Origin of the sequence: uncultured Salinisphaera sp. (genome assembly GCF_964012375.1) — a bacterium.
Classification (GTDB): domain Bacteria; phylum Pseudomonadota; class Gammaproteobacteria; order Nevskiales; family Salinisphaeraceae; genus Salinisphaera.
In genome coordinates this window covers 1-13,569 of record NZ_CAXGSH010000099.1, presented here as the reverse complement: position 1 = coordinate 13,569, position 13,569 = coordinate 1, and the positions used below count along the sequence as shown (strand labels likewise).

Annotated in this window: 10 protein-coding genes and 1 pseudogene; all 11 read right to left on the bottom strand. The window is 60.6% G+C overall.

The window, feature by feature from the left end; translation table 11 throughout:
- Nucleotides 1–165: 165 nt before the first annotated feature.
- Nucleotides 166–537 (bottom strand): hypothetical protein, encoded by a 372-nt coding sequence (locus tag ABNU97_RS14915; protein WP_348767476.1) that lies wholly within the window; start codon nucleotides 535–537, stop codon nucleotides 166–168.
- Between the two features lie 419 nt (nucleotides 538–956).
- Nucleotides 957–1,187 (bottom strand): DUF2188 domain-containing protein, encoded by a 231-nt coding sequence (locus ABNU97_RS14910; protein WP_348767475.1) that lies wholly within the window; start codon nucleotides 1,185–1,187, stop codon nucleotides 957–959.
- 142 nt (nucleotides 1,188–1,329) lie between these two features.
- A complete protein-coding gene (locus ABNU97_RS14905) occupies nucleotides 1,330–2,184 on the bottom strand; it encodes a M23 family metallopeptidase (protein WP_348767474.1) in 855 nt (284 codons plus the stop codon).
- 94 nt (nucleotides 2,185–2,278) lie between these two features.
- On the bottom strand, nucleotides 2,279–5,170 hold the full coding sequence (locus tag ABNU97_RS14900; RefSeq protein ID WP_348767473.1) for an EAL domain-containing protein: 2,892 nt from the start codon (nucleotides 5,168–5,170) through the stop codon (nucleotides 2,279–2,281).
- A gap of 161 nt (nucleotides 5,171–5,331) precedes the next feature.
- Nucleotides 5,332–6,081 carry an Abi-alpha family protein gene (locus tag ABNU97_RS14895; RefSeq protein ID WP_348767472.1) on the bottom strand — a complete coding sequence of 250 codons (750 nt, stop codon included), beginning with the start codon at nucleotides 6,079–6,081 and terminating at the stop codon, nucleotides 5,332–5,334.
- Between the two features lie 24 nt (nucleotides 6,082–6,105).
- Nucleotides 6,106–7,359: a DUF445 domain-containing protein gene (locus ABNU97_RS14890; RefSeq protein ID WP_348767471.1), complete on the bottom strand. Its 1,254-nt coding sequence runs from the start codon at nucleotides 7,357–7,359 to the stop codon at nucleotides 6,106–6,108.
- A 379-nt stretch (nucleotides 7,360–7,738) separates the two neighbouring features.
- Nucleotides 7,739–9,505: a sodium:solute symporter family protein gene (locus tag ABNU97_RS14885; RefSeq protein ID WP_348767470.1), complete on the bottom strand. Its 1,767-nt coding sequence runs from the start codon at nucleotides 9,503–9,505 to the stop codon at nucleotides 7,739–7,741.
- Between the two features lie 9 nt (nucleotides 9,506–9,514).
- The gene (locus ABNU97_RS14880; RefSeq protein WP_348767469.1) at nucleotides 9,515–9,784 is read right to left on the bottom strand and encodes a DUF4212 domain-containing protein; all 270 of its coding nucleotides are present in this window, start codon (nucleotides 9,782–9,784) and stop codon (nucleotides 9,515–9,517) included.
- A gap of 489 nt (nucleotides 9,785–10,273) precedes the next feature.
- Complete coding sequence (locus ABNU97_RS14875; protein ID WP_348767468.1) at nucleotides 10,274–10,549, bottom strand: hypothetical protein; 276 nt, start codon at nucleotides 10,547–10,549, stop codon at nucleotides 10,274–10,276.
- Between the two features lie 190 nt (nucleotides 10,550–10,739).
- Nucleotides 10,740–12,485 (bottom strand): JDVT-CTERM domain-containing protein, encoded by a 1,746-nt coding sequence (locus tag ABNU97_RS14870; protein ID WP_348767467.1) that lies wholly within the window; start codon nucleotides 12,483–12,485, stop codon nucleotides 10,740–10,742.
- 250 nt (nucleotides 12,486–12,735) lie between these two features.
- Nucleotides 12,736–13,569: pseudogene (locus tag ABNU97_RS14865) on the bottom strand (malate synthase G); the annotation flags it as partial.

The following is a 13,569-nucleotide window of genomic DNA, read 5'->3' as shown; positions in this document are numbered from 1 at the left end:
CGTTCAATATCTTGTTCCCGACGAGCACCAATGCGTGACGACGCCGCGAGCGTGATGACGGACAACCCGCCATCACGCCGCAAATACACTGCCTGCCCGCTCCCGGCCCTGGCCCTGCCCCGCCAGGACGGCGAGTGGGCTATAAGCCGGTACTCAACATGCCGGCTAGTGTTTTGATTGTCGCCCGATTGCACTTCGCTGCTGTGCCTGGCCTGCCTGTTGCAGACCCAGCGCACCCATTCGGCGTGCTCGCGGCGCGTTGCGGACAGGGGCATCGAAATGTCGCTGCCAGTACTCGCGCGCAGGCGCGCTGAACCAGTGCTGCGGGGACGTATCGAAAACCCATCGCAGGTAGTCGCGGCCGGCCAGATCGACGAGTTCGCACACGTCGCGGTAAGTACCGGCGGTCATGACCCGCGCGGCGATGCGCTCGGCGGGCTCGGTTTCGCCAAGGCGTTCTCGCGGAAAATACTTTTGCGCCATGGTGGCAAGAAAACCGTACAGCGCTTCCGGATGATGTTCGACAGCCGTAATCATGAAAGTCACCTCCGTTGCCGACAGATTCAGGGGGTTCGAGCAACGGCTCGACCCGATCGAATCGAGCCGGCCATGGCCTCAAGTGCCCGCTAGAATGCGGCCCCAAGATGACAAGCCCACGACAGAACGAAGGTAATTTCGATATGACGAGCGGGCAGAATAACGACCGCTCCCGGACCGAGAATTACTTTTTTAATTCAAATGCTTGCGAAGCGGGCGAGCAGGTGGCGACCGATCATCAAGTCCGATCGTGACGGGCCCAGGCAAGACCCACGCCCCGAAGCGCATCGACGTCGATACCGAGGATCCAATGGGCAGCTGTTGGATGCGCTGACACAAGCCGGCCGACGATGTCGGCGAGATCGTGCCTCGGCCGCTACCGGCCGAGACGAACGGCAGGCGCGAGCATACGCGGTGCTTCAGCCGGCAGAGCGGCAGTTGGCAGGCCGGCCGAAGTTACGCTCTATCTCGACCTCGCCGGCGGCGTTTTCCACCCGCACGAGGCTTGGCCGCTGCCGGCTGGCGAGATCCATCGCTCGAGCGATGGCGTTGTCACGGCAGCGGTAACCTCGGCACGGACGCGGTGTTCCCAGTTGCTCGACATACCAGTACGCGCTGTAGCGCACGACGCGATATACGTGCAATGCCATATACGACGAATACGTTGCGATCCCGGACGCTGATCATAACGACATGCCGACCTCCGTACAACTACGTAGAGCCGTCGTTAATCGGGCGTTAAACTGGCCTGCCGTTATCCGCATACAGCCTTGAGCGGCGTGCAAGCTGACATCAATTGCCGCGCTGCAACACCAGCAACGGGTCGATACGCGTCGCAAACCAGGTCATGCCCCAGTGCAGATGGGGCCCGGTTGCGCGGCCGGTTGCGCCAACCTCTCCGATGATCTCGCCTTGCTTCACTTGGTCGCCAACGGCGACATCCAGTTTGGACAGATGCAGGAAATTCGAGCCGACGCCGTAGCCGTGGTCGATGAGTACGGTGCCGCCGGTTAGGTACATATCGGGCTCGGCCAATACCACAGTGCCGGAAGCCGGCGCTTTTACGAGTGTGCCGGCCGGCACAGCAATGTCCATGCCGGAGTGGGCCGAACCGGGAGTCCCGTTGTAAACCCGCTGATTACCGAAGCGCCCGCTGATACGCCCACGTACCGGCCACACAAAATGTTCGGCGAAACCAAGGCCATGGCTCGAATCGGCACGAGCCGCCGCGACCTTCTTCTGTTCGCGGGCGATGCGACGCGCGATTTCCGGCGGGGGTGAGACGGTCTTGGGCGGTACGCCGTTAATACGCTCTATAGGCCAGTCGCGCGGGCGAATTTCGATCTCGACGACACGTTCGGCCTGCCCTGGCGAGGTGACGTGCAGGCGGGCCACGCCTGCGGCATCGCGCCCGATACCAAACACCGCGGTGCCATAGTCGGTGACATCGAGCGCACGACCTTCGTAGCTCACCCGGCTACCGCTGGGTACACGGGCGTAGACCAATTCGCCCTGCTGTACATGGGCCGGCGCCACCACTTCAGCCGCCGGCAGCTGTTCGACCCACGCAAACGTAAGGCATAGCAGCGCGAGCAGCCAGAACACCAAGCCATGCACGGAGAGGGACGTCGCAGTCTTCGGTTTCATTGGTTGCGCACCTTGTAAACGAGCAAATCCAGACAGCCAACCCGTAGCCGCCGGGCCGCCCTCGCCGGCTGGCGGGGTCCAGAACGTCCGGCAGTTATCGCTGCGGTGGTTCGGCGGATCGTGAGGTCGATGCCTTCGTGGCTGAACCAGCCGACTTCACAAGTACGGACTCGACAGGTTCCGGTCGGTGAAAATAATAGCCTTGAAAATGACTGACGTTCGCCCGCTTGAGCAACTCCAGGGCGGCCCGGGTTTCCACGCCTTCGGCAACGACATGCAGATCGAGCGTGGCCGACACATCCGCGATCGATCGCAGCACGGCGCGGTCGACCGGGTCGTGCTCGAGATTGCGTACGAATGCGCGATCGATCTTGATACCGTCCACCACAGCATTCTTGAGCACATCGAAGCCGGCATGCCCGCGGGCGAAGTCATCCAGCCAGACCTGAAAGCCTCGGGCTCGCAAATGCTCGATCAGACGCGGATAGTGTTCGCCGAACAAGGCTTCGCTTTCCGTGATTTCGAAAACCAGCTCGCTGCTTTGCGCCTGCCACTGGTCCAGCATGGCGATCAGCTGCCGGTGAAAGAGCGGATCGGCCATGCTGATGGCGCTGATATTGATGCTGAGATAAAAGCCCTCGGGCCAGAGCCCCCGTTCCCGATAGTCGTCGATCAGTTCCAGTGCATGTTGCAGCACCCAGCGATCGATACGACCCATCATGCCCAGCCGGGTGGCGATGGGCAGAAACGTTTCCGGCCGGATGACGCCGTCGGGCTCGCATAGGCGCAACAATGCCTCGTAGCCGACAGGGTTGCCCTGAGCATCGACGATCGCCTGCAGATACAGCGTGAAATCGTCCTGATCCAGACCGCGCTGGAGCAGCTCGGCCGCGCCGCCAGTTTCCACCGACCGCTCGCCGTGATCCGCGCGCTCCTGATAGACCTCGTAGCGATTACGGCCCGCATTCTTGGCGGCATAGAGCGCCGTGTCGGCATGCAGCAGAACGGAATCGGTCGAGTCCAGGCCGGGGTCGAGTTCGGCCAGGCCGATACTGACGCCTACGTTGAAAACGCGCGTTTCATGACGGAATTCATGGTTGCGGACTTTCTGAATGATTTTTGCTGCCACGATACGTGCGCCTTCGGCATCGCCGGCGTGGACGATCGCAGCGAACTCGTCACCCCCGAGCCGGGCGAGCACATCGCTATCACGCAGCAGCGAACGCATGGCATCGGCGAGTTCGCGAAGCAGTTCGTCGCCTGCGGCATGGCCGCAGATATCGTTGACCGCCTTGAAATGATCCAGATCGAGATACATCACGAATGCATGCAGTGCGCCCTGCTGCACACGCAGCCAGGTTCGCATGAGCGCTTCATCGAAACCACGCCGGTTGGGCAGACCGGTCAACGCATCGTGGCTGGCCTGGTGGGCGAGTTCCTGTGTCGCCCGCCGTGCTTCACTGATGTCCTGAAACACGAACACCGCGCCCCGGATGGCGCCGGTATCGTCGTGGATCGGTGAGATCGAATCGACGATGGAAATAAACTGCCCGTCGCGGCGCCGCAGGCGGGTGAAGATCGGTACCCGCACCCGGGCGCCGTCCTTGAGCACCTTCGGCAGGGGATTGTCGAGCGCGACTTCGTCATCCGCGTCATAAAACTGAACCACGTCGCCAAAGTCGGCGCCGACGATTTGTTCGCGTGTACAGCCAAGCAATTCCACGCTGGCGGAATTGAGTTCGGTGATGCAACCCGCCGCATCGATCCGAATCACCCCCTCGCCGATCGACTCGAAGGTGATATCGGCCAGTTCCTTGGCTTCGAACAATTCGTGCAGGGCCTGCTTGCGCTCCGAAATATCCTGGATATGGCAAATGAAATACAGCGGCTCGTCGGCGTCCCGAAGCAATGACACGTCCAGCTGCACATCAACGCTGTGGCCAAGCTTATGGAGATAGCGTTTTTCCATGCGGCCAACAAGCTTGCGGCCGCTAAGCAGGTCGTCGACGTAATCGAGATCGATTTCGAGATCGTCCGGATGGGTAATATCCTGGAACGTCAGCTTGAGCAATTCGAGCTCGTCGTAGCCTAGAATCTCGCAGAGGGCGCGGTTGACGGAAAGCCAGCGGCCTTCCGGCGATACCAGTGCGATGCCGGTGGGCGCATGCGCCAACGTCTGGGTTAGCCGGCGCTTGGCGCGGCGCAGTGCATCCTGCGCCTCGCGCTGGTGTGTCACGTCCGACACAGTACCGACGATACGCTGCCCCGATTCAGTCTGCGCTGCGCTGCCCTGTTCGCGCAACCATATCGGTGCGCGATCCGGCAACAACAGCCGGTATTCGAAAAAGTATTCCGAAGAAGGATCGGCCAAGTGCGCCTCGATACGGACCTGGCGGGCATCGCGCTCGTCGGGATGTATCCACGCATACCACTTGTGGCAATCGATGGCCGATTCGCCTGTGTGACTCAGGCCAATCCGGCTGTTGAAGCGGCCGTAGAGTCGATAGACATTGTCTTCCATGTCGATATCGATCAAGCCAAGACCTGCATTCTCGCCGGCTGTACGCCAGCGCGTATTCTCGGCGAGAAGCAGACGCTCTCGCTCGGCACCGGCAACAAGCGCTACGTGTTGTTCGTGTACGTCAATGACCGCGCCGGCCAGCAAAGGCAGCTGACCCTCGCGTAACTCGACCTGGCCGATGGCCTGAATATAGCGATGCGTGCCATCCGCGCGAACCAGCTGGACGATAAGGCTGTAGCCGGTCCCGGTCTCGCGCGCCGTGGCAAGCGCTTTGTTCAACGCATCGCGCGAATCCGCGGAATAGAACGCCAGCGCAGAGTCGATCTGCGGGGTATAGGTCGCGGGGTCGACGCCATGCAGCGCATACACGCCGTCCGACCAGCGAATCTGCCCGGTCTGCAGATCGTAGGACCATACCCCGACCCAGCCATGGCGCTCGAGAACTTCAAAGCCTTTCAGCTGCATCGCTCGATCTCCAAACGATTACAGCGATGGCACGACAACCTGGCGTTCTGGCGCGAAAAACATGGCATCCCACAAATTATACAGCTCTCGAACGCGCCGGTTTGAGCGCGCACGCTCGCAGTTCCGACGGAACCGTGGCAGCGACGAACACGGTCACAAACTCAGGGACGTCCGTGCGGCAAGGCCACGGCACACAGCGACTCCGCGAATTCACTCAGCCTGATCGTGCAGCGTTCGATGTTCGAGTACTGGTTGAGCTCTGTTTCGATATAACCCATGGCCTCTCGCACCAGCGTGTCTGCTTCGAGGATTTCATACTGGGGTTCGAGCTCACGCGATTGCGGGCCGACCGTGAGCAGGCCCAGCGAATACATATGGGCAATAAAGTTCGGCACCTGCGCCCGTAGGAGCACGCCGGCTTCCTTGCCCACACTCGATGCATAGGACAGCACCCGAGTGCTGCCGATGCCCGGCAGCGAACCGGCATTCACATGCACCATCGGCCACGTGCTGCCGTCGGCCATGAGAACCAGAATCCGGGCCTGCGAGGGATTGAGCTGGCGCAGCAGGCGGACATAGAAATCCTGTTCGATCGCCTGCTGGTCGGTACCGCGAGAGGCATCGAGCAGTTCCGCGAAAATCTGGGCCGGCAGCGTGTCGCTGTTCGGGCTCGAATTGCCGAGCGGGTCGGCCGGACGGATCCCGGCGCGATCGAGGCGTTCGCCCAGACTTTTGAGCGCACGGTATTCGGCACGGCGCAATGCGCGAATACCCAGCCCGGCCACCGGCCGACGGCCCAGCCAAAGCGCGGTACGGCGCAACAGCTCCAGCGGCAAGGCTGCGCTTTCTTCTGTCTCGAATTCCGGCGCAAACGCATCGTAGCGCTGCTGTTCATAGTCGTATTGATTCACACCGCCCTCCCAGGCACTCGCCACTTAGCCGCCGCCAAACAGCACCATGAACTGAAACACGCCCACGGCCAGCCCGAGCCCGGCGCCCACGGCAATCAGAATCCATTCGTCTTCTTCGAACGCGGGCCTGAGCATGCCCTCGAATTTTCGCGGCGACAGGTCGCGCATACGCTCGACCAGGGTTTGTTCGATGGCCATGGTGCGATTCGTATAGCTGATGAATTCCTGCATGGTAGGCGACGCACTGCCCTGGGCATCGGGCGTGTACTGGATCAGCCGCTCGACCGCCGTCTGCTTGAGCCGAATATAGTTCACGTCGCCGACCGTCCAGCTCATGAAGGAGCCAACCGGGCCGGCACTTTCGTCCACGGCTTCACCCACGTGGTGGGCGATGATGGCAAAGATCCGATCCGAATACGGCCCCTTGAGTACCTGCTGCAGGATATTGGCCGGCGCCAGCACTTCGTTGGCCACTAGATCACCATAGGCACGCGCTACGTCGGCCTGACGCTTGAAGAACAATCCATGCAGTTCGAACGGACCGACGCGATACTTTTTCTTGGGGTTGAAGATCATCTTGAGCGCGGCCCAGTTGGTGAACCAGCCCACGACCATCCCGAACAGAGGCAGCAGCCACCACGGCTGAAAGAATATCCACACGACCATCTGCAGCGCGCCCAGCGGGAAGCCGAAATAGGCCCCCGAGCGGGCGATGAACTTGAACTCCTCCTTTCCGGTTTCCAGAAAGATGCGGTTCATCAGCTCCTTGTGGTGGACCAGATTGGTGACGACCATGTCCTTGAGATCGAACACCTGGTTCACGTCGCTGCGCAGGTCGCGCACCGTGTCGGCAATAGCCCCGGGCACGGCCGACTGGACCCGCGCAACGATGGTGGCGCGAACCGCGTCCGGCGTGCGCGCCCACACGCTCGGGTGATGCTCCTGCATGACTTCGTTGACCAGGTCCGCGGTCATTTCGTTGAGCGGACCCGTCAACTTTTCGGCCACTTCATCCGGGTCCAGCCGCGAAAAGATCTCTTCGCTGTCGATCAGGTTTTCAGTGATGGTATCGGTGGCGATCGCCGACATCTTGGCGGCCTTGCGCGGCACGATGCCCTGCCAGCCGAGAAAGGGCTTCCAGACACCCACGAACTCGATCGGATGAAACATCATCCAGATCGCGACCCGGTTGGTGATATAGCCGATTATCGCGCTGATAAACGGCATGGACGCATACTTCCAGAACGTTGCCGTTCCTAGAAACGCCAGGTCCATCATGCCGATCTCCTCGTATCCTGCACTGACGGGTATTTATTCTTGTAGTCGCGATTCGACGGCCGGTCACCGGCTCTAAAAAGATCGCGTTTTCAAATCAACATACAGTTATTAAACGGTGCTGTCGCCTGCTGCGGGCGATTTTTCCCATAATCGGCAGTCGCGGCCTGGGCAGCGGCGTCAGCACAGCCCGTTACGCCGACGCCAAGCACGTTCCCAACGCGACAACGCCACCGGCCTTTAGCATGGCGAGCGCCCCGGGCGGCCCGCGTCCGGCGATCGACATGCCCCCAATGCACAGCCCGCCGTGAACGCGGGCACCCGCAATAAAAAAAGGCCCCGCAGAGCGGGGCCTCGAGTCGCAGGTCGTGTTTCGTACCGGTTAGCGTAGAACGCCAGGAACGCGTACGTTCTCGACCAATTCCCGCACTTCTGCCGGCGGCGGCGCGGTCGCCCGCGATACCAAAAACGCCACCACGAAGTTGATCAGCGCACCGATGGCACCGAACGACTCCGGCTGAATGCCGAACATCCAGTTCGCCGCGCTATCGGCAAACAGGTTGGTCCCCGGCACAAAAAATATCCCCTTGTACAGGAAGATATAGACGATGGTCACGGTCAGGCCGGCCAGCATGCCGGCAATGCCGCCTTCGCGGTTCATGCGCTTGGAAAACACGCCCATGAGCAGCGCCGGGAACAGCGAAGACGCAGCCAGGCCAAACGCCAAGGCCACCACCTCCGCGGCAAACCCCGGTGGATTGATGCCCAGATAACCGGCCACCAGAATCGCGCCGGACATGGCGATACGTCCGGCCATGAGCTCGCCCTTCTCGCTGATATCGGGCTTGAGCATGCTCTTGAGCAGATCATGGGAAATGGCCGACGAGATTGCCAGCAGCAGCCCGGCCGCAGTCGACAACGCCGCGGCCACGCCGCCCGCGGCCACTAGGGCAATCACCCAGGCCGGCAACTGTGCAATTTCCGGATTGGCCAGCACCATGATGTCGCGGTCGACGTTGACCATCTCGTTGCCCTGCCAACCATAGCCTTCGGCCGTGGACGCGAACTCCGGGTTCTTGTCGTTGTAGTACTGAATCCGGCCATCGCCGTTCTTGTCCTCGAAACCGAGCAGGCCGGTGCCTTCCCAGGTCTTGAACCATTGCGGGCGCTGTTCGTATTCCAGGTTCGAACCTTCGGCGCCCGCCGCCCCGGTCTGTACCGTCTCCATGAGGTTCAGCCGCGCCATGGCACCCACTGCCGGGGCCGTGGTGTAGAGAATGGCGATGAAGAACAACGCCCAGCCCACCGACTTACGCGCGTCGCTGACCTTGCGCACGGTAAAGAAGCGGATGATGACGTGCGGCAATCCCGCCGTGCCGATCATCAGCGACAAGGTGAGCATGAAGATATTGAGCGTCGAATGCTCCGGGTTCGTGAACTTGTCGAAGCCGAGCTCGGTAATCACCCCGTCCAGTTTTTCCAGCAGATACACCCCACTGCCATCCGCCATGGTCGAACCCAGACCAATCTGCGGCAACGGCACGCCGGTAAGCTGGATGGAGATAAAGATGGCCGGCACGGTGAAGGCGAAAATCAGCACGATGTACTGGGCGATCTGGGTGTAGGTGATGCCCTTCATGCCGCCCAGCACCGCATAGACGAACACCACGCCCATGCCGATGAGCACGCCCGTTTCGAACTCCACTTCCAGAAAACGGCCGAACGCCACGCCCACACCTTTCATCTGGCCGATCACGTAGGTGATCGAGGCCACGATCAAACAGATGATCGCCACCGTACGGGCCACGTTCGAGTAGTAACGCGCGCCGATGAAGGCCGGCACGGTAAAGCTGCCGAACTTGCGCAAGTACGGCGCGAGCAACAGGGCCAGCAACACGAAGCCGCCCGTCCAGCCCATCAGATACGGCGAGGCGTTATAGCCCAAAAACGCAATCAGCCCGGCCATGGAAATGAACGACGCCGCGCTCATCCAGTCGGCGGCCGTGGCCATGCCGTTGGCGACCGGCCCCACGCCGCCGCCGGCTACATAGAAATCCTCCGTGCTGCCGGCACGCGAGGCGATGGCGATAACGAAATACAGCAGAAAACTGCCGCCTACGGCGAGATATATCCAGGTTTGTGTATCCATGGCTGTGCTCTAATCCTTTTCTTCTACGCCGAATTCCCGATCGATCTTGTTCATGCGAAACGCATAGAAGAAGATCAGGAACAAAAACACATAGATGGAGCCCTGCTGAGCGAAGAAATAGCCCAGCGGATAACCGCCGATATAGAAGTTATTGAGCACGTCCACGAGCAGAATGCCGCAGCCGTAAGACACCACGAACCACACGGCGAGCAGCTTGAGAACAAGCCTTATATTGGCCTGCCAGTAAGCAGCCGCCGAGTCGGATGGCCGATCGGACATATCCCCCTCCATTGTTATGAATTGTCCTAGGCAATCGTCGGCCAGCGGGGTGAGACCAGCAATGATACTTTTGGCTATTCAACCATTTGGCTAGCAAAGACCAAATACTCGCAAATAAATAAATGTATTGAGCATGCACAGGCTGTGCGACTTCAATATCCAACTGCGAACGCGCGTGTTGTGGTTTACCGCGCGTGCTTACTAGTCCGCACCAAAATCAGATTTTCCAATAGGCGATTTTCGGGTCGATTATTCGGGTTGATAACGCGCGTGCGAAGGCAAGCGCCACGGCCCACGATCGTGAAGTGATCGGGGAAAACCACGCGCTCGTGCCGGCATTTCTTTCGGTGGCGTTTGAAAACAACGCGCGTAGTCGGCTGTTTTGATGCCGGGTTGATAATCCCGCGACGCCGCAATCGATGTGGCGCCCAGGGCCTACCCGGCCCTATGCAGCAATCACGAACTCGACTCGCCGCGGGCAGGCGATAGCTACTGCTGACCGATATCGCAAATAGAAATCAGCATCTGACGTGCCGTCACTGCCTGTTGCACGAATGCACGCAGCAACGGGCACTGGGGGGCCGATGCGGCGCTGGAAAGAGCGTTGTTGTAACCCGCGGTATGGTCGACGTCGCTATCGCCGCATCCGGTGTCGCCTCGGTAGCGCACGTCGCCTCGCACGGTCGGATCGAGGGCGAAGGCGAGGCTTGCCGCATAAACTCGGCCACAAACGTTAATCGTTCGATCATGGCGGGTCGGCATCACGGTTGCTTTCTAATCCGTGCGTCCGTGCTCGTGATCGAAAGAATGACGGTCTTAATAGTAACCGAGCATATAGCCTCGAAAAACCGGGCCTTTGACGCTGCGACAAACAAACGACCCTTGTACTAGAGTGAGTCCGGCGCGCCCGGACTCACTGTCTACGCTTCGCTCTATCTACGCCTTGAGCATCCCGCTACAGCACGTTCGACGCGCGTCGCCGACGTAGAAGCATCAATGCGGCAGCCACGCAAAGCACCAAGAACAACGGGTCGAACGGCACGTCCGCATCAGTCATGGTGCAACCACCCCCGCCGCTATCGCTATCATCGCCGTCGCTGTCGCTGTCGCCAGCGCTCGTATCAACGTCCCCGACGACAACCGAAACGCTATCGGTGTTGTTGCCATCGCCCTCGTTCGAATCGAACTGATCAGCGCTAGCCTGTACCGTTGCCTGCAAGGCAGCATTGCGATTCGGCGCGATCGCCATAAGCCGTGCGGATACGCTTTCGCCTGCATATAGCGGCCCGTTGAGCGTGCAGCGGACCGTACCACTCTCCGGTTGGCTGCAGCGGAGCTTACGATCGCTTGGAGCAGTGGTACCGCTCACGGTCACGTTGCTTACACCTGCTGGCAACCGAGCGGTCACGGTCAGACCGGTGGCGCTGCCGATGGCACGGTTGAAGATTTCCGCGCCCGGCAGCGTACTAAGCAGAGGGGCCACGGGGTCGTGATTGTTATCCACAAGCACGTCGAAAGCGATAGTCGAGCCCTGGGCGACGGCGCTCGAATTGGTCGTGATACGCGCGGCGAGATCGACATTTTCGCTCCCAGCAAAGCGACGCAGGAAAACGCTACTCTCCTCGTTAGTGCCGTCTTCGCTCACCAGCGATGCAAAATCGCCATCAGCATCGGAAGAAACGCGAACGAGGTCAGGGTCAGGATTGTCGATCTCGTCCCGGCTGTATACCTCGACCAGAGCCGACAGTGTTCCGTCGCTGCCGACACGACGAACGAACATATCGTCGTCACCCTCCAGCCCGACGACGAATTCGTCGTCGCTGGCGGCAACTTCGTACGACGATTGCAAAGCCGTGAAAATCGTAAACGGGTCGCCCAGTGCCGCACCTGCGGTAGAAAGCAGTTGACCGACGACCATATCGAAATGGGGCTGCCATAACACGAGTATCGTGCCGTCACCGGCAATCTCGATGATCGGCTGGTCCTCAAAATAATCGGCCCCGGTGACGTCAACGATGCCCAGCGATTTCCCGTCCGCTGCAAAACGCTCCAGTTTGACCGGTTGCTCAGCCAAGGGCGCCGTAAGATACACGGTCGCGAAAGCACCGGATTCCGCTATCGCGACATCGCCGAATCCGGCCACCTGTTGAGGGGCACCCACAGCGGCGCCGTTCGCGTCGTAACGCTGAACGACGTCCGCGCGCGTGGAACCATTACCGGTACCGTGAAGCACGGCGAACTCGCCACTGCTATTCATGTCGACCTTTACGCTGCCGCTACCGTTGGGGTCGAGTACCATTCGATTGCCGATCGGGGCGAGCCGGGAATCATAGAACTGGGCATACAGCGCAGCCCCACCGGCGTCGTCATCGCCAACCCAAACAAGTACGAAATTACCGTTCGCCTGGCCTGCGGCAGCGACGGTACCGCCACCGCAATTGCTACAAAGTGTTTGTAGCCGAGCCTCGGCCCCGGCTGCTTCGCCCAATGGATAATTTCGCGCGAGGATATTGGAACCGTTCAGTCCAAAATCCGATAAATAGATCGCCACAACATTATTCACGGCATCGCTGACGACAGCGACCGTGGAGCGCGTATCTCGCCCCGCCCCCGTATCGACCGGGCGGGCATCCTCAATCGCCTGATCCGGGCCGACCGGATTCGCAAACCCGATCGAAGAAAGCCCCAACGCAATCGTCATCCCTACCAGCCCGGCACTACGCCGAATCTTATTCAGAAGCACAGACCCATCCCCCGTTTCTAGAAGCCCAACCCCAATCAATGCACACGACCCCATACCGTGCGCCTGCCCCACTCAGCGTGGCCGCAGGGCCTGGCGGCGTTGATATTAGCTCAAGGCGATGACGACTAGATGGCGCCCGCAGAAATTATTTCGCCCACAAAAAAGCCCGGCCGAAGCCGGGCTTTTCCGTCTCGGGTAGCGGCTGATATCAGCCGTTGGCGCGCTTGGCCTTGAGCTCGCGACGGCGCGCGTGCAGGACCGGTTCGGTGTAGCCCGAAGGCTGTTCCAGACCCTTGAAAATCAGGTCGGAGGCCGCCTGGAAGGCCACGGAATCGTCGAAGTTCGGCGCCATGTTGTGGTAGTTGGCGTCGCCTTCGTTCTGGCGATCCACCACCGCGGCCATGCGCTCGAGGGTTTCGCGCACCTGCTGTTCGTTGGTCACGCCGTGGTGCAGCCAGTTGGCCACATGCTGCGAGGAGATACGGCAGGTCGCACGGTCTTCCATGAGCTGGGTGTCGGTGATATCCGGCACCTTGGAGCAGCCCACGCCCTGGTCGACCCAGCGCACGACATAACCCAGGATGCCCTGGCAGTTGTTGTCGAGCTCTTTCTGGATCTCGTCGTCAGAGAGCTGGCGGTCGAGCAGCGGGATCGTGAGCATGTCGTCGAGGTAGTCCTCGTTGCGCGATTCCAGTTCGGCCTGGCGTTCCAGCACGTCGCAGCGATGGTAGTGAATCGCGTGCAGCGTGGCGGCCGTCGGCGACGGCACCCAGGCACAGTTGGCGCCGGCCTTGGGATGGCCGATCTTGGCTTCCATCATGTCGGCCATGTTATCCGGCGCGGCCCACATGCCCTTGCCGATCTGTGCCTTGCCGCGCAGGCCGGCGGCCAGGCCGGTGTCGACGTTGTTGTCTTCGTAGGCCTTGAGCCAGGGCTGGGATTTCATCTCGCCCTTGGGCAGCATCGGGCCGGCTTCCATCGAGGTGTGCATCTCATCGCCGGTGCGATCGAGGAAACCGGTATTGATGAAGATGGTGCGCTC

Excerpts from the sequence above, each read along its gene's own strand:
- ABNU97_RS14880 (WP_348767469.1), bottom strand. The coding sequence starts at position 9,784 with ATGTCCGATCGGCCATCCGACTCGGCGGCTGCTTACTGGCAGGCCAAT.
- ABNU97_RS14885 (WP_348767470.1), bottom strand. The coding sequence starts at position 9,505 with ATGGATACACAAACCTGGATATATCTCGCCGTAGGCGGCAGTTTTCTG.
- ABNU97_RS14905 (WP_348767474.1), bottom strand. The coding sequence starts at position 2,184 with ATGAAACCGAAGACTGCGACGTCCCTCTCCGTGCATGGCTTGGTGTTC.
- ABNU97_RS14890 (WP_348767471.1), bottom strand. The coding sequence starts at position 7,359 with ATGATGGACCTGGCGTTTCTAGGAACGGCAACGTTCTGGAAGTATGCG.
- ABNU97_RS14915 (WP_348767476.1), bottom strand. The coding sequence starts at position 537 with ATGATTACGGCTGTCGAACATCATCCGGAAGCGCTGTACGGTTTTCTT.
- ABNU97_RS14910 (WP_348767475.1), bottom strand. The coding sequence starts at position 1,187 with ATGGCATTGCACGTATATCGCGTCGTGCGCTACAGCGCGTACTGGTAT.
- ABNU97_RS14900 (WP_348767473.1), bottom strand. The coding sequence starts at position 5,170 with ATGCAGCTGAAAGGCTTTGAAGTTCTCGAGCGCCATGGCTGGGTCGGG.
- ABNU97_RS14870 (WP_348767467.1), bottom strand. The coding sequence starts at position 12,485 with ATGACGATTGCGTTGGGGCTTTCTTCGATCGGGTTTGCGAATCCGGTC.